General features: G+C 66.9%; 32 protein-coding genes and 1 riboswitch. Of the genes, 16 read left to right on the top strand and 16 right to left on the bottom strand.

Annotation, left to right across the window (positions count from 1 at the left end):
* Positions 1–17 precede the first annotated feature (17 nt).
* Genes CFB47_RS24670 through CFB47_RS24660 form a run of 3 tightly spaced genes read right to left on the bottom strand, consistent with a single transcriptional unit; the run spans position 18 to position 2205 of the window.
* Complete coding sequence (locus CFB47_RS24670; protein ID WP_089462584.1) at positions 18–773, bottom strand: SDR family NAD(P)-dependent oxidoreductase; 756 nt, start codon at positions 771–773, stop codon at positions 18–20.
* 9 nt (positions 774–782) lie between these two features.
* Positions 783–1649 (bottom strand): SDR family NAD(P)-dependent oxidoreductase, encoded by an 867-nt coding sequence (locus CFB47_RS24665; RefSeq protein ID WP_089462583.1) that lies wholly within the window; start codon positions 1647–1649, stop codon positions 783–785.
* 55 nt (positions 1650–1704) lie between these two features.
* Positions 1705–2205: a nuclear transport factor 2 family protein gene (locus tag CFB47_RS24660; RefSeq protein WP_089463534.1), complete on the bottom strand. Its 501-nt coding sequence runs from the start codon at positions 2203–2205 to the stop codon at positions 1705–1707.
* Between CFB47_RS24660 and CFB47_RS41275 the strand changes: the two genes are divergently transcribed.
* From CFB47_RS41275 to CFB47_RS24650, 3 genes are read left to right on the top strand one after another with little or no spacing between them, the layout of a single operon-like run.
* A complete protein-coding gene (locus tag CFB47_RS41275; protein ID WP_179258977.1) occupies positions 2195–2365 on the top strand; it encodes a hypothetical protein in 171 nt (56 codons plus the stop codon). The two genes, CFB47_RS24660 and CFB47_RS41275, sit on opposite strands and share 11 nt — an antisense overlap.
* A gap of 51 nt (positions 2366–2416) precedes the next feature.
* A complete protein-coding gene (locus CFB47_RS24655) occupies positions 2417–2929 on the top strand; it encodes a nuclear transport factor 2 family protein (protein ID WP_089462582.1) in 513 nt (170 codons plus the stop codon).
* Between the two features lie 51 nt (positions 2930–2980).
* Entirely contained in the window at positions 2981–3697 is a 717-nt protein-coding gene (locus tag CFB47_RS24650; protein WP_046547904.1) for an EthD domain-containing protein, read from the top strand.
* Between the two features lie 210 nt (positions 3698–3907).
* On the opposite strand, the gene CFB47_RS24645 is transcribed toward CFB47_RS24650, so the two are convergent.
* On the bottom strand, positions 3908–4273 hold the full coding sequence (locus CFB47_RS24645; protein WP_089462581.1) for a hypothetical protein: 366 nt from the start codon (positions 4271–4273) through the stop codon (positions 3908–3910).
* Positions 4274–4506: 233 nt separating this feature from the next.
* Between CFB47_RS24645 and CFB47_RS24640 the strand changes: the two genes are divergently transcribed.
* Positions 4507–4926 carry an NUDIX hydrolase gene (locus CFB47_RS24640; RefSeq protein WP_089462580.1) on the top strand — a complete coding sequence of 140 codons (420 nt, stop codon included), beginning with the start codon at positions 4507–4509 and terminating at the stop codon, positions 4924–4926.
* Positions 4927–5115: 189 nt separating this feature from the next.
* Here CFB47_RS24640 and CFB47_RS24635 read toward each other — a convergent pair whose 3' ends face one another.
* Positions 5116–6033, bottom strand: a complete 918-nt coding sequence (locus CFB47_RS24635; RefSeq protein ID WP_089462579.1) for an alpha/beta hydrolase — start codon at positions 6031–6033, stop codon at positions 5116–5118.
* A gap of 47 nt (positions 6034–6080) precedes the next feature.
* Positions 6081–6794: a TetR/AcrR family transcriptional regulator gene (locus CFB47_RS24630; protein WP_179258976.1), complete on the bottom strand. Its 714-nt coding sequence runs from the start codon at positions 6792–6794 to the stop codon at positions 6081–6083.
* A gap of 389 nt (positions 6795–7183) precedes the next feature.
* Here CFB47_RS24630 and CFB47_RS24625 point away from each other — a divergent pair, with 389 nt between their 5' ends.
* From CFB47_RS24625 to CFB47_RS24610, 4 genes are all read left to right on the top strand, one after another.
* The gene (locus tag CFB47_RS24625) at positions 7184–7687 is read left to right on the top strand and encodes a YbaK/prolyl-tRNA synthetase associated domain-containing protein (RefSeq protein ID WP_089442400.1); all 504 of its coding nucleotides are present in this window, start codon (positions 7184–7186) and stop codon (positions 7685–7687) included.
* A gap of 63 nt (positions 7688–7750) precedes the next feature.
* Complete coding sequence (locus tag CFB47_RS24620; RefSeq protein WP_089458293.1) at positions 7751–8389, top strand: transcriptional regulator; 639 nt, start codon at positions 7751–7753, stop codon at positions 8387–8389.
* A gap of 61 nt (positions 8390–8450) precedes the next feature.
* Positions 8451–9425, top strand: a complete 975-nt coding sequence (locus CFB47_RS24615; RefSeq protein ID WP_089462577.1) for a threo-3-hydroxy-L-aspartate ammonia-lyase — start codon at positions 8451–8453, stop codon at positions 9423–9425.
* Between the two features lie 129 nt (positions 9426–9554).
* Positions 9555–9803, top strand: a complete 249-nt coding sequence (locus tag CFB47_RS24610; protein WP_089427404.1) for a hypothetical protein — start codon at positions 9555–9557, stop codon at positions 9801–9803.
* A gap of 34 nt (positions 9804–9837) precedes the next feature.
* Here the strand turns inward: CFB47_RS24610 and CFB47_RS24605 are convergent, their stop codons facing one another.
* The 5 genes from CFB47_RS24605 to CFB47_RS24585 are packed head-to-tail and all read right to left on the bottom strand — an operon-like array spanning position 9838 to position 13583.
* Complete coding sequence (locus tag CFB47_RS24605) at positions 9838–10662, bottom strand: SDR family NAD(P)-dependent oxidoreductase (protein ID WP_089442396.1); 825 nt, start codon at positions 10660–10662, stop codon at positions 9838–9840.
* Between the two features lie 5 nt (positions 10663–10667).
* A complete protein-coding gene (locus CFB47_RS24600) occupies positions 10668–11543 on the bottom strand; it encodes an SDR family NAD(P)-dependent oxidoreductase (RefSeq protein ID WP_089462576.1) in 876 nt (291 codons plus the stop codon).
* A gap of 31 nt (positions 11544–11574) precedes the next feature.
* Positions 11575–12567, bottom strand: coding sequence for an NADP-dependent oxidoreductase (locus CFB47_RS24595; protein WP_089462575.1), 993 nt, complete (start codon positions 12565–12567; stop codon positions 11575–11577).
* 49 nt (positions 12568–12616) lie between these two features.
* The gene (locus tag CFB47_RS24590; protein WP_089462574.1) at positions 12617–13249 is read right to left on the bottom strand and encodes a Dabb family protein; all 633 of its coding nucleotides are present in this window, start codon (positions 13247–13249) and stop codon (positions 12617–12619) included.
* Positions 13239–13583, bottom strand: a complete 345-nt coding sequence (locus CFB47_RS24585) for a hypothetical protein (RefSeq protein WP_089462573.1) — start codon at positions 13581–13583, stop codon at positions 13239–13241. Before CFB47_RS24585 ends, CFB47_RS24590 begins: the two co-directional genes overlap by 11 nt.
* Positions 13584–13760: 177 nt before the next feature.
* Here CFB47_RS24585 and CFB47_RS24580 point away from each other — a divergent pair, with 177 nt between their 5' ends.
* From CFB47_RS24580 to CFB47_RS24555, 6 genes are all read left to right on the top strand, one after another.
* Positions 13761–14819, top strand: a complete 1059-nt coding sequence (locus CFB47_RS24580; protein WP_089462572.1) for an AraC family transcriptional regulator — start codon at positions 13761–13763, stop codon at positions 14817–14819.
* A gap of 89 nt (positions 14820–14908) precedes the next feature.
* Positions 14909–15102, top strand: a riboswitch (cobalamin riboswitch).
* A gap of 338 nt (positions 15103–15440) precedes the next feature.
* A complete protein-coding gene (locus CFB47_RS24575) occupies positions 15441–17369 on the top strand; it encodes a TonB-dependent receptor domain-containing protein (protein ID WP_089462571.1) in 1929 nt (642 codons plus the stop codon).
* Between the two features lie 237 nt (positions 17370–17606).
* Positions 17607–18176, top strand: coding sequence for a YdeI family protein (locus CFB47_RS24570; RefSeq protein WP_089463533.1), 570 nt, complete (start codon positions 17607–17609; stop codon positions 18174–18176).
* 114 nt (positions 18177–18290) lie between these two features.
* The gene (locus CFB47_RS24565) at positions 18291–19136 is read left to right on the top strand and encodes a GNAT family N-acetyltransferase (RefSeq protein ID WP_089462570.1); all 846 of its coding nucleotides are present in this window, start codon (positions 18291–18293) and stop codon (positions 19134–19136) included.
* A 95-nt stretch (positions 19137–19231) separates the two neighbouring features.
* Positions 19232–19804, top strand: coding sequence for a TetR/AcrR family transcriptional regulator (locus tag CFB47_RS24560; RefSeq protein WP_089462569.1), 573 nt, complete (start codon positions 19232–19234; stop codon positions 19802–19804).
* A 29-nt stretch (positions 19805–19833) separates the two neighbouring features.
* On the top strand, positions 19834–20859 hold the full coding sequence (locus CFB47_RS24555; RefSeq protein WP_089462568.1) for an alpha/beta hydrolase: 1026 nt from the start codon (positions 19834–19836) through the stop codon (positions 20857–20859).
* Positions 20860–20890: 31 nt separating this feature from the next.
* Here the strand turns inward: CFB47_RS24555 and CFB47_RS24550 are convergent, their stop codons facing one another.
* Complete coding sequence (locus tag CFB47_RS24550) at positions 20891–21523, bottom strand: LysE family translocator (protein WP_089462567.1); 633 nt, start codon at positions 21521–21523, stop codon at positions 20891–20893.
* A gap of 116 nt (positions 21524–21639) precedes the next feature.
* Here CFB47_RS24550 and CFB47_RS24545 point away from each other — a divergent pair, with 116 nt between their 5' ends.
* Complete coding sequence (locus CFB47_RS24545) at positions 21640–22101, top strand: Lrp/AsnC family transcriptional regulator (protein ID WP_089442386.1); 462 nt, start codon at positions 21640–21642, stop codon at positions 22099–22101.
* Positions 22102–22223: 122 nt separating this feature from the next.
* Here CFB47_RS24545 and CFB47_RS24540 read toward each other — a convergent pair whose 3' ends face one another.
* Positions 22224–23579, bottom strand: coding sequence for a collagen-like triple helix repeat-containing protein (locus CFB47_RS24540; RefSeq protein ID WP_089462566.1), 1356 nt, complete (start codon positions 23577–23579; stop codon positions 22224–22226).
* A gap of 353 nt (positions 23580–23932) precedes the next feature.
* Between CFB47_RS24540 and CFB47_RS24530 the strand changes: the two genes are divergently transcribed.
* Entirely contained in the window at positions 23933–24397 is a 465-nt protein-coding gene (locus CFB47_RS24530; RefSeq protein ID WP_089462564.1) for a cupin domain-containing protein, read from the top strand.
* A 22-nt stretch (positions 24398–24419) separates the two neighbouring features.
* Here CFB47_RS24530 and CFB47_RS24525 read toward each other — a convergent pair whose 3' ends face one another.
* The 3 genes from CFB47_RS24525 to CFB47_RS24515 all read right to left on the bottom strand — a co-directional run bounded on the left by CFB47_RS24525 (position 24420) and on the right by CFB47_RS24515 (position 25861).
* Complete coding sequence (locus CFB47_RS24525; protein WP_039350755.1) at positions 24420–24719, bottom strand: hypothetical protein; 300 nt, start codon at positions 24717–24719, stop codon at positions 24420–24422.
* 267 nt (positions 24720–24986) lie between these two features.
* A complete protein-coding gene (locus CFB47_RS24520; RefSeq protein WP_046547929.1) occupies positions 24987–25235 on the bottom strand; it encodes a hypothetical protein in 249 nt (82 codons plus the stop codon).
* A gap of 98 nt (positions 25236–25333) precedes the next feature.
* Positions 25334–25861: a transferase hexapeptide repeat family protein gene (locus CFB47_RS24515; protein ID WP_089462563.1), complete on the bottom strand. Its 528-nt coding sequence runs from the start codon at positions 25859–25861 to the stop codon at positions 25334–25336.
* Between the last annotated feature and the right edge of the window lies 1 nt (position 25862).

The following is a 25862-nucleotide window of genomic DNA, read 5'->3' as shown; positions in this document are numbered from 1 at the left end:
GCCTTCGATTCCCGCCTTCAACCCCAGTAAGCCTGGCCACCGTCGAGCGGCAGCGTCGCGCCCGTCAGGTATGCCGCGTCGCGGCTCGCCAGAAACACGATCGCGCGCCCGATGTCCTGCTCGCAGTCGCCGACGCGGCCGAGTGGAATCGTGCGGAAAAACGCCTCAGCTTCCTGCGGATTCGCGTCGACCCAGCCTTTCAGGCCCGGCGACAACGCGTGCGGCGCGACCGCGTTCACGCGGATGCCGTCCACGCCCCATTCGCAAGCCGCCGCGCGCGTCAGCGCACGAATCGCCTCCTTGGTCGCCGCATACGCGCCGTAGCCGGACGCATCCCAGCGCACCGCGGCCGACGACGCGAAATTGACGATCACGCCGTCACCCTTCAGATGCGGATGGCACGCGCGCATCATGCGCAGCGTCGCGATCGGCCCCGATTCGAGCCCCGCCAGGAAGCTCGCGTCGGTCACGTCGAGCAAACGGCCGAGCGGCACGACCTGCGCGTTGTTGATCAGGATCTGCACGCCACCGAACCGCGCGACGATGCTGTCGACGCATTGCGCGATCTGCTCCGCGTCCATCACGTCGCACACGAACGGCTCGGCCACGCCGCCGCGCGCGCGGATCGTCTCGCAGGTCGCGAGCAGTTTGTCGAGGGTGCGGCCGACCACCGCGACGTGCGCCCCTTCCGCCGCGAGCGCCTGCGCGACGCCCTGGCCGACGCCCTGCCCCGCGCCCGTCACGAGCGCGACCTTGCCTGTCAGGATGCCCATGCGTGCTCCTCAGGCGACGATCGCCGGATGCGCCTGCACGGGGCCGCCGAGCAGTTCGCGGTAGGAAGGCGGCTGCTTGCCGTCGAGATCGGCGATGCCGTAGCGCAGCGCGGCTTCCGCGCCGACGAGCACCTGCCCCGACAACGCCATGCGCTGCGGATCGCCGTGAATCGCGTGAATCACGCGGCCCGTGAATTCGGGGCTTTCCGCGACGAGCGAGAATTCCTTGTAGAGATCCGGGTGTTCCTCCCACACGCGCGTCGTGCGCTCGGTGCGCAGCGGGCCCATCCAGATCGACACGGCCGCGACGTCGAACGGCTTCAGGTCGACGGCCATGTCCTTCGCGAACTTGTCGACGCCGGACTTCTGCGCGCCGTACGCCGCGCCGTGCATGTAGCAGCTCGCGCCGAACGACGACGTGAACGCGATCAGCCCGCTGCGACGCTGCGCCATCAGCCGCGCCGCGTGCCAGCTCGCGACATAGGCCGAGCGCAGCCCGACGTCGAGGATGTTGACGAGATCGAGCGACTTCTCCCAGAACGGGCCCGGCAGGATCAACTGATCGTGCAGGTAGGTCGCGTTGTTGACGAGGATGTCGAGCCGCCCGCTTTCGCGTTCGACACGCTCGAACAGCGCCTGCACCTGTGCGTCGTCCGCGTGGTCGCAGGCCACCGCGATCCCGCGCCCGCCGAGCGCATCGATCTCGCGTGCGGTCTCGTGGATCGTGCCGGGCAGCGGCGCATCGCCTTCGTTCTGCGAGCGGCCCGTCACATACACGGTCATGCCGGCCGCGCCGAGCGCGCGCGCGATGCCCTTGCCCGCGCCGCGCGAGGCGCCCGTCACGACGGCGACCGGCGCCTCGTGGTTCTGTGTCATGTTCGATGTCTCCTGTGGAATGGGCTGAGCGCCACGTGGATGGCGTTCGCGTGCGTCACGCGCCCGGCGGCTGCGTGCCGGCGAACAGCACGCCCGGCGCATCGCCTTCGTAGCGGGCCGACAGCGTCGACGTGACGACGCAGCGCGTGCCCACGATCTTCCATTCGCCGTCGACCTTCCGGTATGCGTCGTCGTAGTACGCGCCGAGCTGCGTGAGCGTGCGCGCATTCGTGTCGATCATCTGGTAGTGCAAGCCCCACGTGCCGCGGGCATGCGTCGCGTCGAGCACGTCGATCTCGGGATTCACGCCGTGGTGCATCTCGACGATGTGCGGATGGCAGCCGAGTTGCGCGAAGACGTCGACGAGCGCGTCGCGTGTATCGAACCTGCCGATCCGGCCGTAGTCGATCTGCACGGGGCCGGGCGCGAAGCAGTCACGCATCCCTTCCGGATCCTTGCGGTCGCAGCAGGTGAAGTAGCGCGCCTTCAGCCGGCGGATCGCGTCGGCGTCCTCGAGCCGGCGCACGCGCGCTTCCAGCGATTCGATGAGGGTCATCCTGTCTCCTTGTTCGGTACCGGCGCGGTTCGAACGCCGCGTCGATGCCACGTTACCGCCGCGCGATGCGTCGGCCATCACCCGTTCGGATGAAACCGCGAATCGTTTCGGCACCGGTGTTGACGAGTGTCTGCCGCGTTCGTCCGAACAGACGATGTGATGCAGGCGGCTTCGTTCCTACCATCGAACGACACCACCACGAGACCCGGCGATGGACGACACGACCCGCACGCTCCACGAGTACGAGCAGATCCGACAGCTGAAGTACCGGTATTTCCGCGCGGTCGACACGCACGACTGGGCGCTGCTCGCCGAGTGCCTGACGGAAGACTGCGAAGCGCGGCTGTATGGCGGCCGCTATGCGTACGACGGCCGCGACGCGTTCGTGTCGAGCCTGCGCGCGCTGATCGGCAAGCCGACCTTCCTGACGATGCATCACGGCCATCACCCGGAGCTCACGCTGGTGTCGGCCGATCACGCGTGCGGTGTGTGGTTTCTCGAGGATCACGCGATCAATCTTGAGGATAACTACCTGCTGCACGGCACCGCGTTCTACGACGACCAGTACGTGAAACGCGATGGCGTGTGGCGCATTCACGCGACGCGCCACGAGCGGCTGTTCGAAACCGTCACGTCGCCGATTCCGCCGTCGTTCACGCTGACCGCGAACCGGTTCGCGCCGGATGCGCATCAGACGGCCGGATCGACTGAAGCCGCTTCCTGAATCCCGGCGGCAATGCCGCCGATCCTGTCATACCCCTCTGGAGCCGGAGCAATGGAGAAAGTCATTTATGTGTTGTGGCGCGATACGCAGGCCGCGCCCGATCAGTGGAGCCGCACGGTGCGCGCGCAGCTCGCCGACAAGCTGCTGTCGCTCGGTGCGCACGGCGTGCAGGTGAACGTCGCCGATGCGGATGTCGCGCCGGCCGCCGGCCTGAAGCAGACCAACACGCATCCTGGCATCGACGGGATCGTCGCGGTGTGGGTCGATAGCGCGAATGCGATGTTCCGTCAGCCGTTCGACGACGCGGTGCGCGCCGTGGTCCCGCACATGGCGGCGTATCTCGTTACCGAGTCGCAGCCGATTCCGAATACGCGCTTTCCGGCGCGGCCGGGCGAGCGCACTACCGGATTTTCTCAGCTCGCATTTTTGAAGCGGCCGCCGAGGCTGACGCACGAAGCGTGGCTCGATGTGTGGCACGGGCATCACACGCGCGTCGCGATCGATACGCAGGATAACTTCCTGTATGTGCAGAACGTCGTCGTGCGGGCGCTCACGCATGCGGCGCCGGGGTACGACGCGATCGTCGAGGAATGCTTCCCCGCTGCCGCGATGACCGATCCGCATGCGTTCTTCGATGCAGTCGGCGATGACGAGAAATTCCAGCGGAATGTAGCCGAGATGATGGACAGCTGCGGGCGCTTCATCGATTTCGACAAGATCGATGTGGTGCCGACGAGTCAGTATGTGGTGAAGGCTGTGCGGGGGTGAGGTCGGGCGATCGCCTTGTGCGGTCGCCTACGTCTGGATTGATTGCGGTTTTACGTTGCGGGCCGGTGGAGCGCTTGTGCGCATCGCCGGCTTGATTTTTGCTGCTTTCCGAATTTCCGCGCTTGGCGCTGATCGACCTGGAACGTTCCCTGTTGGCCACGGGGAGCCGCCGTTCGTCGTGGTTACACGAGTTTTAGCGGCCTCTTCAACTCACTCGAACCTGCTGAAATCCACGTCTTCCTTGACGAACTTTCGCGTCGACAGGAGTGCGCTTTCGACGTCCGCGACGACGCGCGCGTTGTCGAACGTCGCCGTGACGAACAATCCCCAGATATCGTCGTCTATTTCGTAGTGGCCGCGGGCATATGTCCAGTAGCTGAAGTAACGGTCCTGAGACAAGGCGACCTCGGGTTCATCAAGGCCATCCGGATGCGGAACCTGGACCGAATGCAGCGCGTCTTGCAGGATCGCGGCGACGTCTGGAAAATCCGCCGTGCGATGGTCGTCGAGTACCTCGACCAGCAGATCGCTGCCGTGAAATACCGGTCGAACGCGGAATCGAATCAGGTTTGTCATGGTTCATTTTTCTGTTGCCGTCCACCGATCGACACCCATTGGCCGCTTTTTATAGAAAGAGTCTTCATAACAGGCGGATCCATCGCTGGATGGTTTCAAGCTGACGAGCGGTAGCAGCCGTTGCGCGCTCTGTCATCGTTGTCGTGCCAGACGGATGCTTATATTAAATCGAGCGAACGCGTGGATGCCGAGAATCTACAATGACAACACCGCTTCCACGATATGGATCATGCATGGGATCGCTCGCCCCCTTCAGTGGTTCGAAAATCGCACTCTTCAAGGACCGGGAAATCCTCGTCTATCGACGCGACGACAAACCCGACATACCGTTTCCCGGTTTGTGGGACCTGCCGGGCGGAGGCCGGGAAGGGAACGAGACGCCCGAAGCTTGCGTGCTGCGTGAACTCCATGAGGAATTCGGCGTGACGATACCGGGCAGCCGGATCAGTTGGTCGCGGGTCTATCCGTCGAGTCGACCGGATCGCCTGCCACACTGGTTCTTCGCCAGTTGGTTGAGCGGAGCGGAAATCGCCGCGATCCGTTTCGGCAACGAAGGCCAGGAATGGACACTGATGGATGTCGATGCGTATCTGCGGCTCACCGACGCAATCCCGCACCTGCAGGCGCGGGTAACAGATTATCTGAGTCGCTGACGCGGCACGATTTCCGGCGATTTCGTTTGCCCGTCGAATCTCCCCTGCCGCCGACTCCCGCTCAATGCGTTCGGCCCGGGCCGGTTGATGCGGTCCCGCCCGCTTGCGGACGGCCGACGCTCGACGTCATCCAGCGCTTACTCGCCGTCGCACGAGCCGCCACGAAAGACGAACCGGATTCGGCCGGGACTAGGCCCGATTCAATGCCGATGCGTGCACGAACGCTGAAATAGCCTCCACGACACCGTCCGCGAGTGGCAGATCCGGGTTCGAATAAGCAGCGAGGTTTTCTTGCAGATCCGCCGTGCGGACGGCCTTGAGAACGTGATTGGCGTCGGCGATCAGCGCCATTTCGGCCTGCGGATTTGCTCGCTGTAACAGTTCCGCGTCCTGCACGGCAACCTGGATATCCCGCGCGCCCTGCACGATGAGCACGGGTTTCGTGTAACCGGCCAGCAGCGCTGCCGGGTCGATGGTCAATTCGCTCATCAGGAAGCGCTGGACTTGCGGCCTGAACGCCGGCATGAGCGCCGGATCGATGCCGGTCGCGTCTACCCCGTTCCCCGCTTCCAGGGCGTCGAGGATCGACATCGCATTTTCCAGGATCGGCGCATTGGCAGGGTTCGACCGCAGTTGCTGCCTCAATACGGGCCCGAGCGGACGCCCCGCCGCGGCAACCAGGATCAGGCCGGCAATGTCGGTCGATTGCCGCGCCGCCAGCAACGCCACCAAACCGCCCTCGCTGTGCCCCAACACCCATACGCTGGAAGCACCTGTCCGCGCGCGGATGGCGGCCACCCACGAATGGACGTCCGCCGCGTAGTCGTCGATCACGACATCATTGGCATCCGGTATCGCCGACGCGCTGCCATACATGCCGCGCTTGTCGATTCGAACCGACGCGATACCTTCTTCGCACAATCGTTCCGCGAGCAACCGGTACGTCGACGCCTGAAGCCAGCTCGGCGCGTTGCCATTTCTGTCGGTCGCGCCCGAGCCCGGCACGATCAGCACCACCGGCATGTCGCTGGTGTTCGGGGACAAGAGCGTGCCCTTCAACGGGCCGGCAGGGCCCGGCGCTTCGATTTCCGTCTGCGTGGTGTGCAAAAGCCCCCCTGGTAATGAGCTACCGACAATCGCTCCAACCCTGCCGCTCACGGCGCCTTGGCCAACGCCAGAATGGCCATCACCGCATCGTTCTCGATTCCCTTGATATCCGACGGGAACCGATTCCTTTGCGGTATCAGCACGATGAGCCCCTCGATCTGTGCCGTAACAAGCGCCGCGCGCCGGATGCGTACCGCTTGTGGCAGCGCCGGGTTCACGGCTTCGATGAGGCCGGCGATCACGCCGCGTTGAAATTCATACCCCTCTTCGAGCATTTTCCGCGCGAACTCTTGCGTTTGGGCCAGTGCCCAGAAGTTCACGAACAGGCTTTGGGTCCTGGGCTGCTTGCTGTCTTCGAGCAACAGTCGGACCACTTTCTCCAGACGGCCCTCGGGTGTCAGCGACGTGTCCGCACGCACGCTGTCGTACGTGTTGGCGTACGTCTCCCTCGTCACGGTCAGGATGGCCGCGAAGATGTCCTCGCGCGTCGGAAAGTAGTGCTGCAGGTTCGACAGCGCCAATCCCGCCTTGGCCGCGACCTTTCGCATGGTCAGCCCGCCGTAGCCTTCGTCCACGAAGATCTCGATCGCACTGGCCATAATCTTGTTCACAGCGTGCTTGCCGCGTTCGGTCAAGACGCGTCCGTTATCGAGAGCCGCCCTCTTCAAGAAATCCTCCTGCTGCCCCGCGAGCGCATGCTTGGGGCGATGGTGCTGATGTCGCGCCAGCGCCGCTGATGCCCGGTCGCAGACCACATGCACCGTATCCGCCTCATGCACAGGGAGTGGCGATATAGGTTGGTCGACCGGATTTTGAAAAACTTCGATACCTGACTCAGGGTCGTGTCGGTTCCACTGCAGAGACCGAAAGGCCGAACCTGACGGCGACATTCTACGCAGGATTGGAAATCCGGGGAGAGGCACCGATGTCGATTGACGAGCATACGCATGACTTGTTCGATACCCGTCACAAAATCGGTCGATCGACACATTCTCGTCGATGCGTCCGAACGCCCTTGACTCCCCACTCCCCGCCCCTTTGCCACGCCCATGACAAAACGTCTATACTTGGACAATCCATCGACCGGCACGCCGAAGCATACGAACCCGAGCGCGCCCTCGATTCCCCGGCCCAATTTGCCCGGAGCGACATGAGCGACTACCCCGTTTTCGACACGCTTTGCGATCTGCTGAACACGTCCGGCGCGCGGTTCCGTGTGCTGGAGCATCCGGCCGAAGGGAAATCCGACGCCATCGCCGCGCTGCGCGGCACGCGCCCCGAACAGGGCGCGAAGGCGATGCTCTGCACGTTCAAGGATGGCGGCGACACCACCGCGCTCGCGGTGATTCCCGGCCACCTGAAGATCGATTTCCGCAAGGTCGCCGATGCGCTCGGCCGCCGCAAGGCCACCCTTGCGTCGCCCGACCTCGCGGCCACCGTCACGCGCTGCGTGATGGGCGCCGTGCCGCCGTTCGTGTTCGACGCCAGCGTGACGCTCGTCGTCGATCCCGCCCTGGTCGAACGCAACACCGAAATCGCTTTCAATGCGGGCCGCCTCGACCGCTCCGTTGTGCTCGACGCGGCCGACTACGTACGGATCGCGCAGCCGCTGCTCGCCGACATCACGCGGCCGGAAGCCGCGGACGGCGAGTAATACGCCGGTTGCCCCCCTCCCCGCAGCCGTCGCATCGATCCGAAACCTGACCGCGAAACCATCATGACCTTCACCCGGAAACCCGTGCTGTCCGAACAGGCGTCGCTGATCGAACAGGTGCAGCGCATCGCCGAAGGGCTCGGCGCGATGTTCGCGCCGTTCACCGAGGTCGTGGTTCACGACCTGCGCACGCCGAAGCACGCGATCCTCGCGATCCACAACAACCTGTCGGGGCGAGCAGTCGGCGATCCCGCGACCGAGCTCGGCCTCGCCCGCATCGCGGACGACGATTTCCCGCCCGTGCTCGCGAACTACCCGAATCGTTTCGCCGACGGCCGCACCGCGAAAAGCACGTCGATCGGCATCAAAGATTCGACCGGCCGCTATGTGGCCGCGCTGTGCCTGAATGCCGACGTCACGCTGTTCCGCGGCTTCCAGGGCATGCTGAACCAGTTCTGCAGCACGGACGGCGACGCCGTCGCGGAAACGCTCGATCCGGCCGGCGCGGACGCGATCCGCCAGCGCATCGACGCATTCGCGATGCGCCTCGCGACGACGCCGCGCGAACTGAAGACCGACCAGCGCCGCGAGTTGATGCAGCAGCTGAAGGCCGACGGTTTCCTCGAGGTGCGCCGCGCGATGGAAATCGTGTCGCAACATCTCGGCGTCTCGCGCGCGACCGTCTACAACGATGCGAAATGACGCAGGCGCGCTACCCGCGCCGCTTTCCCGCTGACCGATTCCTACGACCACCGGATAACCCATGAACGCTCCGACTCTCCCCACCTACGACGACGTGGCCGCCGCCGCGGCCCGGCTCGAAGGCCATGCGCACCGCACACCGGTGATGACCTCGCGGACGATCGACGAAGCGCTCGGCGCGCACGTGTTCTTCAAGTGCGAGAACCTGCAGCGCATGGGCGCATTCAAGTTCCGCGGCGCGTTCAACGCGCTGTCGCGCTTCGACGCGACGCAGCGCCGCAACGGCGTCGTCGCGTTCTCGTCCGGCAACCATGCGCAGGCGATCGCGCTGTCGGCGCGCATGCTCGGCATTCCCGCGACGATCGTGATGCCGCAGGACGCGCCGGCCGCGAAGATGGCCGCGACGCGCGGCTACGGCGGCAAGGTCGTGACCTACGACCGCTACACCGAGGATCGCGAGCAGATCGGGCGCGATCTCGCCGCGCAGCACGGCCTCACGCTGATCCCGCCCTACGACCACCCGGACGTGATCGCCGGCCAGGGCACGGCGGCCAAGGAACTGTTCGACGAGGTCGGCCCGCTCGATGCGGTATTCACGCCGCTCGGCGGCGGCGGGCTGCTGTCGGGCACCGCGCTCGCCACGCGCGCGCTGTCGCCGCACGCGACGCTGTACGGCGTCGAGCCGGAAGCCGGCAACGACGGCCAGCAATCGTTCCGCTCCGGCGCGATCGTGCATATCGACACGCCGCGCACGATCGCCGACGGTGCGCAGACGCAGCACCTCGGCAACCTGACGTTCCCGATCATCCGCCGCGACGTCGACGACATCCTGACCGCGACGGACGCGGAACTGATCGACTGCATGCGCTTCTTCGCCACGCGTATGAAGATGGTGGTCGAGCCGACCGGCTGCCTGTCGTTCGCCGCGGTGCGACGGATGAAGGACGCGCTGCAGGGCAAGCGCGTGGGGGTGGTGATCAGCGGCGGCAACGTCGATCTCGAGAACTTCTGCGCACTGGTGTCGGCGCCGGCATGAACGTCGCGGCGCGCATGAACATTCCGTCATCCGCGCCGCATCGCTCCTTCACGTCGCGTTAAGTTTCGCGCCCTAGACTGATGACGTTGTCCCGCAGTCAGTCGCGCAGTCAGTCGTGAAGGAGCCACCATGAAATCGCACGCGATCGTCGCCGCCGCCCTGGCGGCCGCTTCCCTTTCGGCGTTCGCTCAACCGGGCGTGACGTCATCCGGTTTTCCCGCCGCGTCGCCGCACGACGCCGTCGCGCAAGCGACGCACCGCTCGCCCGGCGCGTTGCCGCACGCCGGCTTCGTGCTCGCGAAGATCGATCAGAACAATACGCCGCCCGATCGCGGCGGCGACCCGAGCGGCCGTTCGCACTCCGGCATGCGCATGTGACGGCGCACGCCGGGCGCCGTGCCGCGCCCGGCCGTCAGAACGCAGGCAGCGACGGATCGCGTGAAGCGAGGATGTCGTCGGTGCGCCGCTGCAGCGCGCCGTCGATCGTCTCCGGTTGCGGAATCAGCCAGTAGCGCCCTGCCCGGATGCCGTCGAACACTCGCGCGGCGAACGCGTCGGGCGTCAGCCCGTGCGCGTTCAGCATCGCGCGCATCGTGTCGACGAAGCCGCGCACCTCGGGCCGGTCGTGCACCGCGCCGAACGGGTCGTTGAAGATGCCCGACTGCACAGGGCCCGGCGCAAGCAACGACACGCCGACCGGTGCGCCCAGCATCTTCAGTTCTCCGTACAGCGATTCCGTCAGCGCGACCACCGCGAATTTGGTTGCCGAGTAAGGCGACATCAGCGGGCTCGGCAGGAACCCGCCGACCGACGCGGTATTCACGACGCGCGCCGGCACGTTGCGTTCGAGCATCCGCGGCACGAAGCTGCGGATGCCGTTCAGCACACCGTGCACGTTGATCGCGAAGCTGCGCTCGAAGCGTTCCGGCGTGATTTCCCAGCTGAAGCCGGTCGCCATCACGCCCGCGTTGTTGAACAGCAGGTCGACGCCGCCGAAGCGCTGCCATGCGGCTTCCGCCAGCGCGTCGACGGCTTCCGGCCGGCTGACGTCGGTCGGCACGCACAGGACGTCGGTGTCGAGCGTCGCGGCGAATGCGTCGAGCTTTGCCGGGTCGAGATCGGCCAGCACGACGCGCATGCCGAGCCCGGCGGCGTGGCGTGCGAGCCCGCTGCCGATGCCACTGGCCGCGCCGGTGATCACGGCGGTGCCGCCGTCGAAGCGAATCGAGTTCGTCATGTCAATCAAAGTCCTGTCGGGTCGATGTGGGGATGCGCATACGCGGGAATCACCGGCGGCGGCAGCACCGTGCGGCCGTCGAGCGAGCGCACCGCGAGTTGCTGCGCGAGCGGAAAATGCAGGCTGTGCGTGACGAGGCCCGTGCGTTCGCGCGCCGGCAGGCGGCACAGCGCGAGCGCGGTCTCGGCGAGATACGCGACGTCCTCGGTCGGATAGCCTTCGGGGATGTAGCGCGCGGCGCCCGGCGTGCGGATCGCCGTGCTCGGCGCGACGAGATTCACCGCGATGCCGTCGGCTTCGAGTTCGGCCGCGAGCCCCTGCGTGAAGCGCGACAGCGCCGCCTTCGCCGCCGCATAGACGGTCGCGCCGCCCACACGCGAGAAATCGTCGAACGGCCGCAGCGGCGGCAGCGCCGTCACCGAGCCGACGTTGACGATCCAGCCGGCGCCGCGGGCGCGCATCAGCGGGATCGCGGCCTGCGCCAGCGCGAACGGAATCCGCAGATAGTGTTCGATCGTCGTGTCGAACATCGTCATCGGCATGGCGTCGACGCACGCGTAGTCGGCCACGCCCGCGTTGTTGACGAGGATGTCGAGGCCGCCGGCGGCTTGCGCCGCGCGCCCGACGAGCGCATCGCGCTCGGTTGCGTTCGACAGGTCGGCCGCGAGCGCAATGGCGCGGCCGCCGGCGGCCTCGATCAGCGCAACCGTTTCGGCGAGCGTGCCGGCGGTCGTCGCCGATGGCGTGAGGCTGCGCGCCGTCACGACGACGGTCGCGCCTTCGGATGCGAGGCGCTGCGCGATCGCACGGCCAATGCCGCGGCTGGCGCCCGTCACGAGCGCGCACTTGCCGGCCAGTACGCCGGTTCGGGTATCGGTCATCGTTGTCTCCTGTAATGGGCGTGCGGACCGCTCAGCGGGCGATATCCGCAACATGAAGCACCAGCTTCGTTTTCGCCTCGCCCGTTTGAACGAGATCGAGCGCGCGGGCCGCCTGTTCAAGCGGGAAACGGTCGAAACGCGGCACGCGCAGCGCGCGCGTGTCCAGTTGCGCGGCGATCCGGCCGAGCGTGCCGCCGCTCGGCATCCGGCTGTAGGTCATCGCGGTGCGCAGGCCGCGTCGTGCGGCAATGGCTGCCGTCGCGGCGAGCCGCTCCGCATCGCCGGCCGCGAGCGTCATGATGTTCACCAGCGTGCCGCCCGGCGCCAGCAGGTCGAGCGCATTGGGCAGCGTGGCGCCGCCGACCGTGTCGAGCACGAGGTCGACGCCGCCAGGCGCCCAGGCGCGCAGCGACGCGGCGATGTCCTGCGCGCGATAGTCGATGCTGGCCGCCGCGCCCAGCGATTCGACCGTCTCGCGATTGCGCGCCGAACACGTCGCCACGACGCGCGCGCCGGCCTGCACGGCCAGCTGGATCGCGAACGCGCCGACCGCGCCCGCGCCGCCGTGCACCAGCACGGTCTGGCCCGCCTTCAGCCCGCCGTCGTCGAACAGGCCGGCCCATGCCGCGAGCGCGGGCGTCGGCACCGTGGCGGCTTCCGCCAGGCTCACCGCGTCCGGCACGCGCACGACCGAGTCGTGACGCACCGCGACGTATTCCGCAAACGCACCCCAGCGCCCCGCGCCGACGTCGGTCTGCGCGAACACGCGCATGCCGGGCGCGAACCCGTCGACGCCGTCGCCGACCGCTTCGACCACACCCGCCGCGTCGAAGCCGATCACGAACGGAAACGTGTATTGCATGAACGCGCCGAGGTAGCCTTCGCGGCATTTCCAGTCGGCAGGATTGATGCCCGCGTAGGCCACGCGGATCAGCACGTCGCCGGGGCCCGGTGCCGGGGTCGGCACGTCGGCCATGCGCAAGGTGTCGGAATGACCGACGCGGTCGATCAACAGGGCTCGCATCTTCGTGTCTCCAGGGTTTGTTTAATGTCGGCTTGAGGTGGGCCGCGCGTCACGCCGCCATGTCGGCCAGCAGGCTCGACGCGAGCGGACAGAACGCATGCGAGATCGCATCGACCGTCCAGTCGGGGCTTTCGGCGTCGAACCGGCGGTCGACCCAGCCCCAGTGATACGGATGCATCAGGTATTCGCCGACGAGATCGCCGACGTGCGCGAATTCCTGCTGCCACACGTGCGTCCACGCGCCGGGCGTCTCGATCCGGCTCAGCCGCCAGTTGCGGATGCCGGGCATGAACGCGGGCATCCGCAGCAGTTCGCGTTCGAGCGCGGCGATCTGCGCCGTGCTGGCCTGCGGCCGCACGCGCAGCATCAGCGTGCGCCACACGCCGTCGTGCAGCGTCGGTTCGCGCAGGCCGCCGCCGATCGCACGGCATTCGGCGCCGTCGATGCGCTCGATGCCCGGCAATCGAGCCAGCGCCGCAAACTCCGCCGTGCCGTCGGCCGCCGAATCGTCACGCAGCACGTCGAGCGTGTAGTCGCCCGCACCCCAGCTGCCGTCCAGATTGCGTGCCAATGCCACGCGTGTCGCGCCGGCCAGCGTGTGCGCGGCTTCATGCAACGCACGCTCGATCGCGCCCGCATCGCAATCCGTGGATACGAATACCTGCGCCGTGTCATGCCGCATGATCGGCCTCCGTCAGCGCAGCCAGCGGCGCATCGGCGTCCGTCATCACATGGCGGCGGCGCATGTCGCACAGCTCGTCGACCGCCATCCAGAATCCGACCACGTCGGCATCCGTCAGCGCCCGCATCCGGTAATAGGCCGGCGCGTCGGCCACGTGCCAGGTCAGCCACAGCGTGCTCGGCTGCCCCGGCACCGCGACGGGCGGCGATACCCAGCGGCCGGCCGCCGCCAGCCCGCGCGCCGCGTGGCCCGGCAGGTAACGGTCGCGCAGCAGTGCAAGCACGTCGGGAATGCGCTCGGGCGCGAGCGTGATTTCGTCTACGATCTGGATCATTCGCGTGTCGTCCGGGGTCGGTCGTGGTCGTTCGTGTCGGGGATGCGCAGCCGGCCTACGCCGTTCCGGCGAGGCCGAAGGCGGTCGGCGTGGATAGCATTCTTGCGTGGTGACGATTCGCAGACCCCTACCGGCCCGCTCACCGCCCCCTGTCGCAACGATCAGATCGGGAAACTCATGAAACAGCGCGCCATCCCGGCCCGCGGCCGCGTTCTGCCGGGCCTCGGCGCGCGCCTGCTGAGCGAACTCACGCGCAGCGGCGCGCCGCCGGCCGACCGCGATGCGCAGCCGCCGCCACCGGCAGCGACGCCGGGCGATTTCGTCGCGCTGTACCGCGACGCGATCGAACGCCTCGAGGCGCAGGTCGCGCGCGGCGACGGCCACCCGCCGATGCGCAAGCGCGAGGTCGACCTGATGTGCCGCTGCCTGCTGAGCTGCGCGACGCTGGCCGACGCGATCCGCTGTGCGCGCGAATTCGGCGAGATGCTGACGCCGCGCGCCGGCGCGTTGTCGCTCACCGTGCGCGACGGGCGCGCGACGTTCCGGATGGATTCGCTGCGCCGCACCCGCAGCCCGGCCGCGTGCCTCGTCGACCTGACGGGCTTGTTCTGCTATCTGCAACTGTTCGGCTGGCTGATCGGGCTGCCGCTGCGGCCGACCGCCGTGTGGCTCGGCCATCCGCGCCGCGACGACGCGATGCCGCTGCTCGGCTTGTTCAATGCGCCGGTCGAGGTAGGCCGCAAGACTTACGGCTTCGCATTCGATGCGGCGCGGCTCGCGTGCCGCGTGGTGCGGCAGCCGGCGGAGCTCGACGCGTTTCTCGTCGATTTTCCGTTTCGCCTGATCGATGCGGCGCCGGCCGTCGTGTCGTGGGCGCAGCAGGTGCGCGGTTTTCTCGACGCGGCGCTCGCGCACGAGCAGGCGTTGCCGGCACTCGCCGAACTGGCCGCGTGGCTCGGCGTCAGCGAGGCGACGTTGCGGCGGCGGCTGGTGGCCGAAGGCAGCGGTTATCACGTGCTGCGGGAGCAGTGTCTCGCCGAGGCCGCCCAACGCTGCCTGCGCGAGTCGGACTGGCCGGTCGCGCGGATCGCCGCGCATCTCGGGTTCGGCGGCGAGGAAGCCTTCCGCCGCGCGTTCGTCAGGTGGACGGGCGTCGCCCCGAGCCGGTTTCGGCGCGATTGCATGGCAGCACACCACGCCATTTCGTCAGACATGAAACGCGCCGTCGACGCATGAAAGACAGGATTTCGAAAGTTTTGGCGCGTCGATGACGTTTTTTCGCATCCGGGCGCTGCCCGACAATTGACGCGCCGGCGCGCACGCCATTACCCTTGCGCGCTGATGGTTCCCGGAGACGGGATCAAAAGGGAACGCAGGCGAGGCAGTGCCTCGAATCTGCGGCTGCCCCCGCAACTGTGAGCGGCGAATCCGTGCCACTGCATGCCACTGGGAAACCGGGAAGGCCGGCACGAATCAGGACCCGCGAGCCAGGAGACCTGCCATCGACCCGAGGTCCAAGCAGCCGCACCGGGCGGGGTGTCCCGATGCGCCAGCACCGCCTTTGGCGGTGCCCGTTGCATGGACGGCCCGACCTCAGGATCCGCCCGATGTCCACTGTTACCGCACCCGCTTCCTCACCGGAAGCGTCGCGCCGGCACACCGCCGGCATGCACGGCCCGCCTGCTCGCGCGCGCCGTTCCCTGTCGATCGCGTCCGCCGGCATGTGCCGCGCCGATGCCCGGGTCTGCAGCCCGCTCGGCCCGGTCGCGCGATAACCCAATCACCGATAACAAAACCGGCGCTGCCCGCCGCGCTCCCCGATCGACGCATGCGCAGCCCGACCACAACGACAGCCTCATGAAGATTCGACACCTCCTTGCCACGTCCGCCGCGACTGCGCTCCTCTCGCCGCTCGCCCACGCCGCCGGCGACCCCGCGGTGACGCAACCGGCCCCGGCCGCCGAAGGCGCCGACCTGCCGACGATCAACGTGACCGACACACGCCGGCTGCCCGAGTCGTTCGACCAGCGCTATGCGACGACCCAGGTGCTCACGCGTACCGATCTCGACCGGCTGTCGCCGAGCGACCCGAGCATCACGCAGGCGCTCGCGACGCTGCCCGGCGTGACCGTCTCGCAGAACGGCGGTCCGGGCTCGTCCGCGTCGGTCAGCATCCGCGGCTCGTCGGCCAGCCAGGTCGCCGTGTTCATCGACGGCATCCGGATCGGCTCGCCGACCACCGGCATCGCGCCGTGGGCGGACCTGCCGACCGAATCGTTCAAACGGGTCGAAGTGATCTCGGGGCCGGCCGCCGCGTCGTTCGGCGCCAATGCGATGGGTGGCGTCGTGCAGCTCTTCACGCGCCGCGCGGCCAACCAGCCGAACCAGACCACCGTGTCGTTCGGCGGCGGCTCGAACAAGACGTTCGACACGCAGTTGCGCACGTCGGGCACGGTGCCGTCGACCGGGCCGCTCGCCGCGCTCGGCGGGCTCACCTACTCGCTCGGCCTGCATTCGTACAACACGGCCGGCATCGACGCGACGCGGCCCTTCGCGTATGGGCACGAGGCGGGCCGCAACCCGTACCACGCGCAGGATCTCGATGCGCGCCTCGGCTACGCGCGCGACAACTGGTCGATCTCGACGTTCGCGCTGTATCACCGGTCCGATCTGTCGTACGACAACCGCGGCTATGCGAATCGCCAGCTCGATCATCAGCTGACGACCGGTATCGCGTTCCACCTCGATATCACGCCGGACACGCAGTTCGACCAGTCGTTCGGTTATGCGAACGATCGCGGGTTCATCTACGCGAGCGATCCGACCATCCCGACCGACCAGATCAATTCGCAGCGCATCAGCACGTCGACGTCGTTGACGCACCAGGCGCGCGGATTCCATCTGTTCGGGCTGCCGCTGTCGGGCGAAACCAAGCTCGCCTACGACTTCACGCGAGAGCAGGCATTCCTGCCGGTCGACATTCCGAACGGCGTGCCGACGCGCAACGATTCCGCGTTCTCGCTGCATCAATCGGCGACGCTCGGCAGCGTGACGATGTTCCTCGCGGGGCGTCATGAAATCATCGCCGGGCAGTCGGTGAATACGGGTAACGCGGCGCTGTCGTGGGCGATCACGCCGGTGTACACGGCGCGCGTGTCGTACGGCAATGCGTTCAAGCTGCCGTCGTTCAACGACCTGTACTACCCCGGCTACGGCAATCCGAACCTCAACCCGGAACGCAACACGTCGGTCGAGGCCGCGGTCGATGCGAACACGTCGTACGGTACGTTCACGGCTGCGATCTACGATACGCGCGTCAGCAACCTGATCGCGTACAACCCGGCGACGTTCTCGCCGATGAACATCGGCCGCGCGCATATTCGCGGCATCGACCTGTCGTACAAGGGGACGATCGGCCGCTCGACGCCGGTGAGCGTCGCGGTCGGGATCCTGAATCCGCAGGACGAGACCAATGACTCGTGGCTGAACCGCCGGCCGCGCCAGACGGTCAGCCTCAACATCGATCACACGTGGGATGAACTGCACCTGCATGCGTTGAGCACGGGGGCGTCGCTGCTTTATGGCGGCACGACGTTCGACGATCCGGCGAATTCGATCTATCTGCCTTCGTATCTGACGGTGGGGCTGCGTGCTTCGTACCGGATCAATTCGCATCTGACGGTGTCGGCGACGGTGTCGAACCTGTTCGATCGCCAGTACATGACCGCATATGGGTACAACACGCTCGGGCGGACGGCGTTCGGGAAGGTCAGCTACACGTTCTGACGGGGATGGGGAGGCTTCGGCCGGATCGCTGGCGAAGCCTCCCATTTGAAATCGTGCGTCCGATGCCTGCGCCACCGGATGCTTGAAACGGGTGATGCCGCCCTCAAACCAAGCGACAGACTGACGGCTGACGAGCCGCCGGCCTTTCGTCGCACTGCGCACATTGCTGTCCGTATCAACACTGTTAGACTGCGGACGCCCTCCCCGCACGTGTACCCCACCATTCAGGACAGTGACATGACCGAATGCGCGCTAACCTTTACCAGTCAGGTCGAATGGGAAAACTGGTTAGAGCAAAACGGCACCACTTCGACCGGAGCATGGCTGCGTCTCGCGAAAAAAGGCGCCGGCCCGCGCACCGTCACCTACGAACAGGCGCTGGAAAGCGCCCTCTGCCATGGCTGGATCGATGGTCAAAAGCGGGCCGAGAGCGAGCAATACTGGTTGCAACGCTTCACGCCGCGCTCCGCAAAAAGCATCTGGTCCAAACTCAACACGGACCGGGCTGAAGCGCTGATCGCCGCTGGCAGAATGCGCCCGCCCGGCTTGTGCGAAATCGAGAAGGCAAGAAAGGACGGCCGCTGGCAGGCTGCCTATACGTCGGCAAGCAATTCGACCGTACCGGACGACCTGCAGGCGGCTTTGGACGCCAATCCGGAAGCCCGCACGTTTTTCGCAACACTGAACAGCCGTAACCGTTATGCCATCCTGTATCGGATACAGCATGCCAAGAAGCCGGAAACCCGGGCGCGCAAAATCGGGGAATTCATCGACATGCTGAATCGCGGCGAAACCATCCATCCATAGATTTTTCGCTGACGGGAATAGCGCGAAACGGGGCAACTCGTCCTTCACTGCGGCTTCGGCTCGGCAGCCGGTAACGCAACGCGCAATCGTGAACGCGGCGACTGGGGGTGAACCATGGACCAAGGCGGAGACTTCATCGTGCGCACCATGTCGGCCGACGAGGTCGCCATGGCGGTCGAATGGGCGGCGGCAGAAGGCTGGAACCCCGGCCTGCACGATCCTTCCTGTTTCAGGGCAGCGGACCCCGCCGGGTTCTTCGTCGGCATCTGGCGCGGCGAGCCGGTCGCGTGCATTTCTGCGGTCGCCTACGACGAACGTTTCGGCTTCATCGGCCTCTACATCGTGAAACCCGGGTTTCGCGGCAAAGGCTTCGGTATCCGAACCTGGCAGCACGGCATGCGTTACCTCGGAGACCGCAACATCGGGCTCGATGGTGTCGTGGCCCAGCAGGCGAACTACAGGAAGTCCGGATTCGAGCTTGCTTACCGCAATATCCGCTATGAGGGGCGCGTGGGCGGCATCGGGTGCACGCACGTGGTGGCAGCGGCCGACGTGCCCTTCGAGCAGTTGCTTGCCTACGACCGCGCGTGCTTTCCGTCGGCGCGCGAGCGTTTCGTCTCCACCTGGATCGCGCAGCCGGATGCCGTTGCGCTCGCGACGATCGACGCCGGCCGTGTCGCCGGCTACGGTGTCGTGCGCCGTTGCAGGACGGGCTGCAAGATCGGCCCGCTGTTCGCCGACGACACGGGCGTCGCCACCGGGCTGTTTCGCGCGCTGGCGGCGCGCATGCCTGGCGAGGTCATCGTGCTCGACGTGCCGGAAACGAACCCGGCAGCCGTCGCGCTGGCCGAGCGGCACGGCATGACGAGCGTGTTCGAAACCGCACGGATGTACACGAAAGACCCACCGGCGATAGCGATCGATCGCGTGTTCGGGGTGACGTCGTTCGAGCTGGGGTGATCGTCACGCACATGGCGGTGGGCGAATTCGGGAAATTGACATCGCCACCAAAACTAATAGAATTAGGTTTTTGACTAATTCGAGTAGCATCCACCATGGCACGCGCCGGCATCACCCTGGACAAACTCGTCGAAGCCGGCGCGCAACTCGCCGACGAAACCGGCTTCGAGCACCTGACCGGCGCGGCGCTCGCGCGTCACTTCGACGTCAAACTGGCCAGCCTGTACTCCCACATCCCGAGCTTCGACGACCTCAAGAGCCGCATCGCACTCTTCGCGCTGAAGGAGCTCGCCGATCGCGCGACCGACGCCTTGGCCGGCCGCACCGCCAAGGACGCGCTCACCGCGCTCGCCAACGTCTATCGCGACTACGCCCGCGAGCACCCCGGTCGCTTCGCTGCCGCGCGCCACCCGGTCAGCGCCGAACGCGCCGCCGAAAGCGCGGGTGGCCAGCTCGTCAGGATGACCTCGGCCGTGCTGCGCAGCTATGCCACTCCGGAAGCCGAGCAGGCGCATGCGATCCGTCTGCTCGGCGGCTTTTTCATGGGCTATGTCACGCTCGAAAGCGCGGGCGGTTTCGCGCACAGCGCACCGGCTTCCGACCTGTCGTGGTCGCGCAGTCTCGATGCGCTGGACGTGATGCTGCGCCACTGGCCTGCCGCCACATGACTCGCCCAACATCCAACGGTGCCGAATCGATGAAAGACAAACCCGACGGCGTCGCCGTGCCGAGCCGCGTGGTCCCCTTCCCGACGTCGATCAGCGACGAAGCGCGAACCGCGTTGGAACGACTGGTCGGCAGCGACGGCGTGCCGCTGAACGCGCTGCACGTGATGCCGCCGCCGGACGATTTCGATGCATGGATGCGCGTAAAGGCAGCCGCCGACGCGCACTACGCGGCGGCCATCGAGCAGCTCGGCGGCTATCTGCGTTCGAGCGTGGAGACGATCCGGGCCGGCGCGGCGGACGTGCATGTCGCCACGCCCGAAGCTGCGGCGTCCGACGAATGCGCGTACATCGAGCTGCACGGCGGCGCGCTGGTGCTCGGTGGCGGCGCCGCGTGCCGCGCCGGCGCGCGGATGCAGGCCGACCGGCTCGGCATTCGGTGCTACGGCGTCGACTATCGCATGCCGCCCGAGCATCCGTATCCGGCCGCGCTAGACGATTGCATCGCGACGTATGCGTACGTGCTGGAGCGCTACGCGCCGGAAAACATCGTCATCGGCGGACGCTCGGCGGGCGGCAACCTCGCCGCGGCGATGGTGCTGCGCGCCCGCGACGAAGGCTTGCCGCTGCCGGCCGCGCTGGTGCTGCTGTCGCCGGAAGTCGACCTGACCGAATCCGGCGACAGCTTCGAAACCAATCGCCTCGTCGATGTCGTGCTGCCGGCGTCGCTGATGCCGAACAACCTGCTCTACGCGAACGGCGCGGATCTCGCGCATCCGTATCTGTCGCCGCTGTTCGGCGATTTCTCCGCCGGTTTCCCGCCGACCTTCATCCAGAGCGGCACGCGCGACCTGTTCCTGTCGAACGCGGTGCGCCTGCATCGCGCGTTGCGGCGCGCGCAGGTGCCGACCGAGCTTCACGTATTCGAAGGGATGCCGCATGGCGGCTTCATGGGCGCGCCCGAAGACAGGGAGCTGAGCGAGGAGATCGCGCGTTTCGTGCATGCGCATTTGCCGGCATCGGACGTCGAATTGAATCCGTCGAGCGTCGACCGATGAACGGGCAACGCGAGCCGCACGACGCATCGGCCTAGAGGACCCCGCGCACGCCCGCGACCACCTGAATCACGCCGAATACCGCGATCACCGCGGCCGACACGCGCGACAGCCCGTGCATGAACGCGAACGACATCTTCGTGCGCAGTGCGGCGGTCGTGCCGCTCAGGCATAGCCACCACGTCGCGGAACCGATGAACACACCGGCGACCATCAGCGCCACGGCCGGCCACACCGCCCCTTCCCGCGCCCCCGACAGCGGGCCGAGCGCCGCGAAAATCCCGACGAACGACAGGATCGTCATCGGGTTCGACAGCGTCAGGCCGAACGTCGTCACGAAATCGCGCAGGACGGTCGTGCGCGGCAGGTCGCGCTGCGCCGTCGACGCGGCCGGCGCCTGGCGCGCGATGGTCCACGCCAGCCACACGAGAAACGCGCCGCCGCCGATTTTCAGGCCGACGGTCAGCATCGGGAACGCCGTGACGATACCGGCGATGCCGAGCGCACCGAGCAGGCCGTAGATCGCATCGGCGCACGCGGCGCCGATGCCCGTCGCGAATCCCGCCTGAAAACCGCGACTCAGGCTGCGCTGGATGCACAGCATGCCGATCGGCCCGACCGGCACCGCGATCGATAGCCCCATCACGACGGACTTGATGAACAGCATCGCCTGCTCCTTGCGACATGTAACGTGTTGAACAGGCATCGTAGGGAAAGTCCCGTCATTGCTGAATGCGGTTTTTAAGGAAAAATGGCCGCTCCGCCTTAAAAAATCTCGCCGCAATGGACGATCTGGACTGGAAGGTAGTGACGCTGCTGCAGGCCAACGGCCGCATCAGCTACACGGAGCTGGCGCGCCAGGTGCACCTGTCGGTGCCGGCGGTAACGGAGCGCGTGAAGCGCCTTGAAGCGGCCGGCGTCGTCGAGGGCTACACGGCCCGGATCAATCCTGCCGCGGCCGGCTATCCGGTCAGCGCACTGATCGGCATCACGGTGCCGCAACCGGCAAAAGCAAAATTCCTCCGGTTGCTGGAAACCATTCCCGAAGTCGTCGAATGCCATCACGTGACGGGCGCGGACTCGTACATGATGCGGCTCGCCGCGATCAGCATGACCCATCTCGAACAACTGATCGAACGCATCAACCTGTACGGCGAAACCCGCACGTCGATCGTGATGTCGACGCCGCTGCCCGCACGCGGGCTGGCGCGGCCGCCGTCGCAGCGCGACGTCGTTCGCGATTGACACATCGAGTGGCCCCGTCCGATCCGCTTCCCGCAGGGGATCATCAAGCCATTCTGGTTGGCGGTAACCGGCGGCCGATTGTCGGTTCGCCGGTTACCGCCGTGACGATCTCAATCGATCGGCTACTTGCCCAGGCCACCCAAGCCGCCCAGCAGGCCGCCCACCAGCCCCGTGACGGGTGCGAGCGGGTTGGAGAGACCGCCCAACGGTGAGCCGCCGCCCGTGCCGCCCGTGCCCGTCGTGGAACCGTTGTGGACGATCGCCGTATTACCGCCGACCACGCTCGTCACCAGGCCCGCGACCGGCACCGCGCCGTTCGCACCGCCCGGGTTCACGAGGCCGCCCGCATTGGTCACGGTGTTGCCGACCGCGCGCACGACGTCGCCGACGCCGCCGACCAGCGGCTGGGGCGACGTGGACGTCACCTTCCATCCCGCCGACGTGATCGCGCCGCCGATCTGTCCGAGCAGGCCCGCGACGGGCTGCCCGAGGCCGGTCGCCGTGCCGACCTGTTGCGTGACCTGGCCGACGGTCGTGACGAGCGGCGTGATCGCCGTGCTGATCGCTTGCGTCGTCTGCTGGACCGGGCCCGACGACAGCGCCGCGCCGAGCATGGTGCCGCCCGTCTTGAGGCCACCGGCGACGGTGTCGAGCAGGCCGCCGACCGGTGTCGTGAGCGGCGCCAACGGCGACAGCGGGCCGGTGCCGAGCGCCTTCACCGTGTCGCTGAGGCCAGTGACCGGGTTGCCGGTCGAGCCGACGATGGAGCCCAGCCCGGCGACCGTCGTGCCGACCGGGTTCGTCGTGAAGCCGATCTGACCGATGCCGTTGCTCACGGCGTTCGACGTGTCGCGGATGATCGTGCCCGCGCCCGCGACCGTGTTGCCGAGGCCGGTGGTCACGCCCTTGGTCGGTCCCGGCGGGCTCTCGCCGGAAATCGTGGCGCCGGCGTCGATGACGACCGCGCCGACGGCGCTGACGATGCCGTTCGTGCCCGGGGTGCCGCTTGTGCCGCTTGTGCCACCGATTCCGCTGGTTCCGCTGGTTCCGCTGGTTCCGCTGGTTCCGCTGGTTCCGCTGGTTCCGCTGGTTCCGCTGGTTCCGCTCGTGCCGCTGGTTCCACTCGTCCCGCTGGTTCCACTCGTGCCGCTGGTTCCACTCGTACCGCTGGTGCCGCTCGTGCCGCTGGTTCCACTCGTACCGCTGGTTCCGCTCGTCCCGCTCGTCCCGCTGGTTCCGCTCGTCCCGCTGGTCCCGCTCGTCCCGCTGGTCCCGCTGGTCCCGCTGGTCCCGCTGGTCCCGCTGGTCCCGCTCGTGCCGCTCGTACCGCTGGTTCCGCTCGTCCCACTCGTACTCGTCCCGATGGTGTTACCACCCGGCTTCGGCGCCGTAACATCGCTGCCGCCGCACGCAGCCAGCGCACAAGCCGCGGCAATGGCGGCGAGCGCAACGTTCGCCTTGATGAAATGATTTTGCATGGAAGCCCCCGTTCGCTTTTCAGCTCGATCATCCAGACAAGCACCTATCGTGCCATTGCGATCGGCATCAACGACGACTTCACACACACGCCGGACGGCCGCATCCAGACGGCCTTCCCGGGCGCGATGCAGGGCATCCGGGCCCGACCTCACGGCCGTGACCACGCCTTGCGTCCTGGGTAACGCGTGCGTAACACGAGGCCCGGCGTTACGTAGCATCGCGCGGCGACAGACATCGCCCTGCCCTGTATCGCCATCATCCAGGCACGCGAAACTGCGCTGCCGCCGACACCCGCCCCCATAATTCACACTCGCCGCACGAGTGGCGCCCCGATTCCCGGAGAAGACAAACGATGAACACCCCGCGTGAAGTGCTGAAAGCCGCCGACATCGCGGCAATGGAACCGGAGCATTCCGTCCATCCGTTGAACGAGAATGCCGTCCGCCTGAAGCGCGCGCTTGGGGACGCAACCGGACTGACGCAACTCGGCGTCCATCTGATGACCTTGATGCCCGGACACGAATCCACCGAATACCACCGGCATCTCTACGCGGAGGAATGCGTCTACGTGCTTTCAGGATCGGGCGAAGCAATCGTCGATGGCCGGACCCATGCGATCGGCCCGGGCGACTTCATGGGATTTCCACGCGGCGGCGCCGCACACACGATGCTGAACACCGGCGATCTGCCGCTGGTCTATCTCGTGGCAGGCGACCGGCCCGAACACGACGTGTGCGACTATCCGAAGCTCGGCAAGCGGCTGTACAAGGCGGGCACCCACAAGGTCTTCGTGGATCTCGGCACCACCCCCGAGTGATGCCCGCATCGCCCGACGAAGCTCACACGACCAGCGACGCGACGATCGCACACCACAACGCACTCGCGCCGCACAGAAACACGCGCCGCGCGACGAGCATCCTCGATTCGTCGTCGGGGGTCTTCATCGGCGACGTGGCGAGAAACGGCACGCTGACGAGGCACGCGAACCCGGCCAGCGCCGGCAGGATCACGACGTAGTCGCCGAACCGCCAAGGCAGCGGCTCGTGCCAGCCCCAGTAGCCGAGAAACAGCATGCCCATCGAAAACATCGTCGCGGCAGCCGAGCTGAGCGCGACCACCGATCCCGTCGGAAATTGCATGGCAGCCTCCCCTCGCGCGGCGTGCGCGACGCCGGGTCATTATCCGGGCACGACAGCAAAAAGCACAACGACGGCCGACGGATGGCAACGCTCATCCCGACGTCGACGCCAACCAGCACGTCGAACGAGCGCAGCCCGATCCCGGTGGCCGCTTGCGCCTGCGGCGCGGGGATGCGGAAGAGGCACGGACGATTGCGGCGATGCCGCATGAATGATCGTTGTCACGGATTGACGGCGATCGGCTTCAGGTGAAGGAAGCGCCCGCCTTCAACCCGGCTTCTTCGCGGCCTGCATGACGGAGATCCAGCCCACCACCGCCGCGGCGACCCAGCAGCACGCGATCATCAGGTCGAGATCCATCCAGCCTTCGAAGTTCGTGCTGTTTTCGAAACTGCAGCGCTGATGGCCCCTGACCCACACGCAGCCATTGATGAACTGCTGGATGTGCATATAAACGCTGTAGACGGCAAAGGCCGACGCAATGACTGTGAGCCGCAAACGGACGTGCTTTTTCATGTGACGCGGGTGCCGGTGGGAAAGCCTGTGCCGATCTTACGGCAACGGCAAGCCACCCGGCAATCCGTCACACCCTGGAGCGCCCGGATGCCCGCTGCTCACCCGTCGATCGGCCTGATCGTCCTCAGGCAGTCCGCCGCCAGTTGCTGATAGATGCGCGTGCCGTTCGCCTTCGCGTCGATCTCCGCGTCGCTCAGCCGCCGCACGACGCGCCCCGGCACGCCCGCGAGCAGCACGCCGCGCGGCACGTCGTAGCCGGCCTTCACGAACGCGCACGCGGCGACGATCGTCGTCGCACCGATCGTCGCGCCGTCCATCACGACCGCATTCATGCCGATCATCGTGTCGGGTTCGAGCGTCGCGCCATGCACGATCGCGCCATGGCCGACGTGGCTGTTGACGCCGAGCCGGCACGTCTCGCCGATCCCGACGTGCAGCACGCAGCCGTCCTGCACGTTGCTGCCGTCTGCGACGACGATCGCGCCGAAGTCGCCGCGCAGGCTCGCCTGCGGGCCGATGTAGCAGCGCGCGCCGATCGTCACGTCGCCGATCACGACCGCGCTCGGGTCGACATACGCGGACGGGTCGACGCGCGGGCGCATCCCGTTGAATTCGAACAGCGGCATC

Origin of the sequence: Burkholderia sp. AU27893, assembly GCF_002223205.1 — a bacterium.
GTDB lineage: Bacteria > Pseudomonadota > Gammaproteobacteria > Burkholderiales > Burkholderiaceae > Burkholderia.
The sequence above is the reverse complement of the archived record's forward strand: the minus strand, read 5'-3'. Positions and strand labels throughout refer to the sequence as shown.

Excerpts from the sequence above, each read along its gene's own strand:
- CFB47_RS24550 (WP_089462567.1), bottom strand. The coding sequence starts at position 21,523 with ATGCTGTTCATCAAGTCCGTCGTGATGGGGCTATCGATCGCGGTGCCG.
- CFB47_RS24655 (WP_089462582.1), top strand. The coding sequence starts at position 2,417 with ATGGACGACACGACCCGCACGCTCCACGAGTACGAGCAGATCCGACAG.
- CFB47_RS24620 (WP_089458293.1), top strand. The coding sequence starts at position 7,751 with ATGACCTTCACCCGGAAACCCGTGCTGTCCGAACAGGCGTCGCTGATC.
- CFB47_RS24615 (WP_089462577.1), top strand. The coding sequence starts at position 8,451 with ATGAACGCTCCGACTCTCCCCACCTACGACGACGTGGCCGCCGCCGCG.
- CFB47_RS24560 (WP_089462569.1), top strand. The coding sequence starts at position 19,232 with ATGGCACGCGCCGGCATCACCCTGGACAAACTCGTCGAAGCCGGCGCG.
- CFB47_RS24605 (WP_089442396.1), bottom strand. The coding sequence starts at position 10,662 with ATGACGAACTCGATTCGCTTCGACGGCGGCACCGCCGTGATCACCGGC.
- CFB47_RS24520 (WP_046547929.1), bottom strand. The coding sequence starts at position 25,235 with ATGAAAAAGCACGTCCGTTTGCGGCTCACAGTCATTGCGTCGGCCTTT.
- CFB47_RS24640 (WP_089462580.1), top strand. The coding sequence starts at position 4,507 with ATGGGATCGCTCGCCCCCTTCAGTGGTTCGAAAATCGCACTCTTCAAG.
- CFB47_RS24665 (WP_089462583.1), bottom strand. The coding sequence starts at position 1,649 with ATGACACAGAACCACGAGGCGCCGGTCGCCGTCGTGACGGGCGCCTCG.
- CFB47_RS24660 (WP_089463534.1), bottom strand. The coding sequence starts at position 2,205 with ATGACCCTCATCGAATCGCTGGAAGCGCGCGTGCGCCGGCTCGAGGAC.
- CFB47_RS24565 (WP_089462570.1), top strand. The coding sequence starts at position 18,291 with ATGGACCAAGGCGGAGACTTCATCGTGCGCACCATGTCGGCCGACGAG.
- CFB47_RS24530 (WP_089462564.1), top strand. The coding sequence starts at position 23,933 with ATGAACACCCCGCGTGAAGTGCTGAAAGCCGCCGACATCGCGGCAATG.
- CFB47_RS24590 (WP_089462574.1), bottom strand. The coding sequence starts at position 13,249 with ATGCGGCATGACACGGCGCAGGTATTCGTATCCACGGATTGCGATGCG.
- CFB47_RS24545 (WP_089442386.1), top strand. The coding sequence starts at position 21,640 with ATGGACGATCTGGACTGGAAGGTAGTGACGCTGCTGCAGGCCAACGGC.
- CFB47_RS24670 (WP_089462584.1), bottom strand. The coding sequence starts at position 773 with ATGGGCATCCTGACAGGCAAGGTCGCGCTCGTGACGGGCGCGGGGCAG.
- CFB47_RS24645 (WP_089462581.1), bottom strand. The coding sequence starts at position 4,273 with ATGACAAACCTGATTCGATTCCGCGTTCGACCGGTATTTCACGGCAGC.
- CFB47_RS24575 (WP_089462571.1), top strand. The coding sequence starts at position 15,441 with ATGAAGATTCGACACCTCCTTGCCACGTCCGCCGCGACTGCGCTCCTC.
- CFB47_RS24540 (WP_089462566.1), bottom strand. The coding sequence starts at position 23,579 with ATGCAAAATCATTTCATCAAGGCGAACGTTGCGCTCGCCGCCATTGCC.
- CFB47_RS24580 (WP_089462572.1), top strand. The coding sequence starts at position 13,761 with ATGAAACAGCGCGCCATCCCGGCCCGCGGCCGCGTTCTGCCGGGCCTC.
- CFB47_RS41275 (WP_179258977.1), top strand. The coding sequence starts at position 2,195 with ATGAGGGTCATCCTGTCTCCTTGTTCGGTACCGGCGCGGTTCGAACGC.
- CFB47_RS24515 (WP_089462563.1), bottom strand. The coding sequence starts at position 25,861 with ATGCCGCTGTTCGAATTCAACGGGATGCGCCCGCGCGTCGACCCGTCC.
- CFB47_RS24595 (WP_089462575.1), bottom strand. The coding sequence starts at position 12,567 with ATGCGAGCCCTGTTGATCGACCGCGTCGGTCATTCCGACACCTTGCGC.
- CFB47_RS24555 (WP_089462568.1), top strand. The coding sequence starts at position 19,834 with ATGAAAGACAAACCCGACGGCGTCGCCGTGCCGAGCCGCGTGGTCCCC.
- CFB47_RS24650 (WP_046547904.1), top strand. The coding sequence starts at position 2,981 with ATGGAGAAAGTCATTTATGTGTTGTGGCGCGATACGCAGGCCGCGCCC.
- CFB47_RS24610 (WP_089427404.1), top strand. The coding sequence starts at position 9,555 with ATGAAATCGCACGCGATCGTCGCCGCCGCCCTGGCGGCCGCTTCCCTT.
- CFB47_RS24585 (WP_089462573.1), bottom strand. The coding sequence starts at position 13,583 with ATGATCCAGATCGTAGACGAAATCACGCTCGCGCCCGAGCGCATTCCC.
- CFB47_RS24625 (WP_089442400.1), top strand. The coding sequence starts at position 7,184 with ATGAGCGACTACCCCGTTTTCGACACGCTTTGCGATCTGCTGAACACG.
- CFB47_RS24525 (WP_039350755.1), bottom strand. The coding sequence starts at position 24,719 with ATGCAATTTCCGACGGGATCGGTGGTCGCGCTCAGCTCGGCTGCCGCG.
- CFB47_RS24570 (WP_089463533.1), top strand. The coding sequence starts at position 17,607 with ATGACCGAATGCGCGCTAACCTTTACCAGTCAGGTCGAATGGGAAAAC.
- CFB47_RS24600 (WP_089462576.1), bottom strand. The coding sequence starts at position 11,543 with ATGACCGATACCCGAACCGGCGTACTGGCCGGCAAGTGCGCGCTCGTG.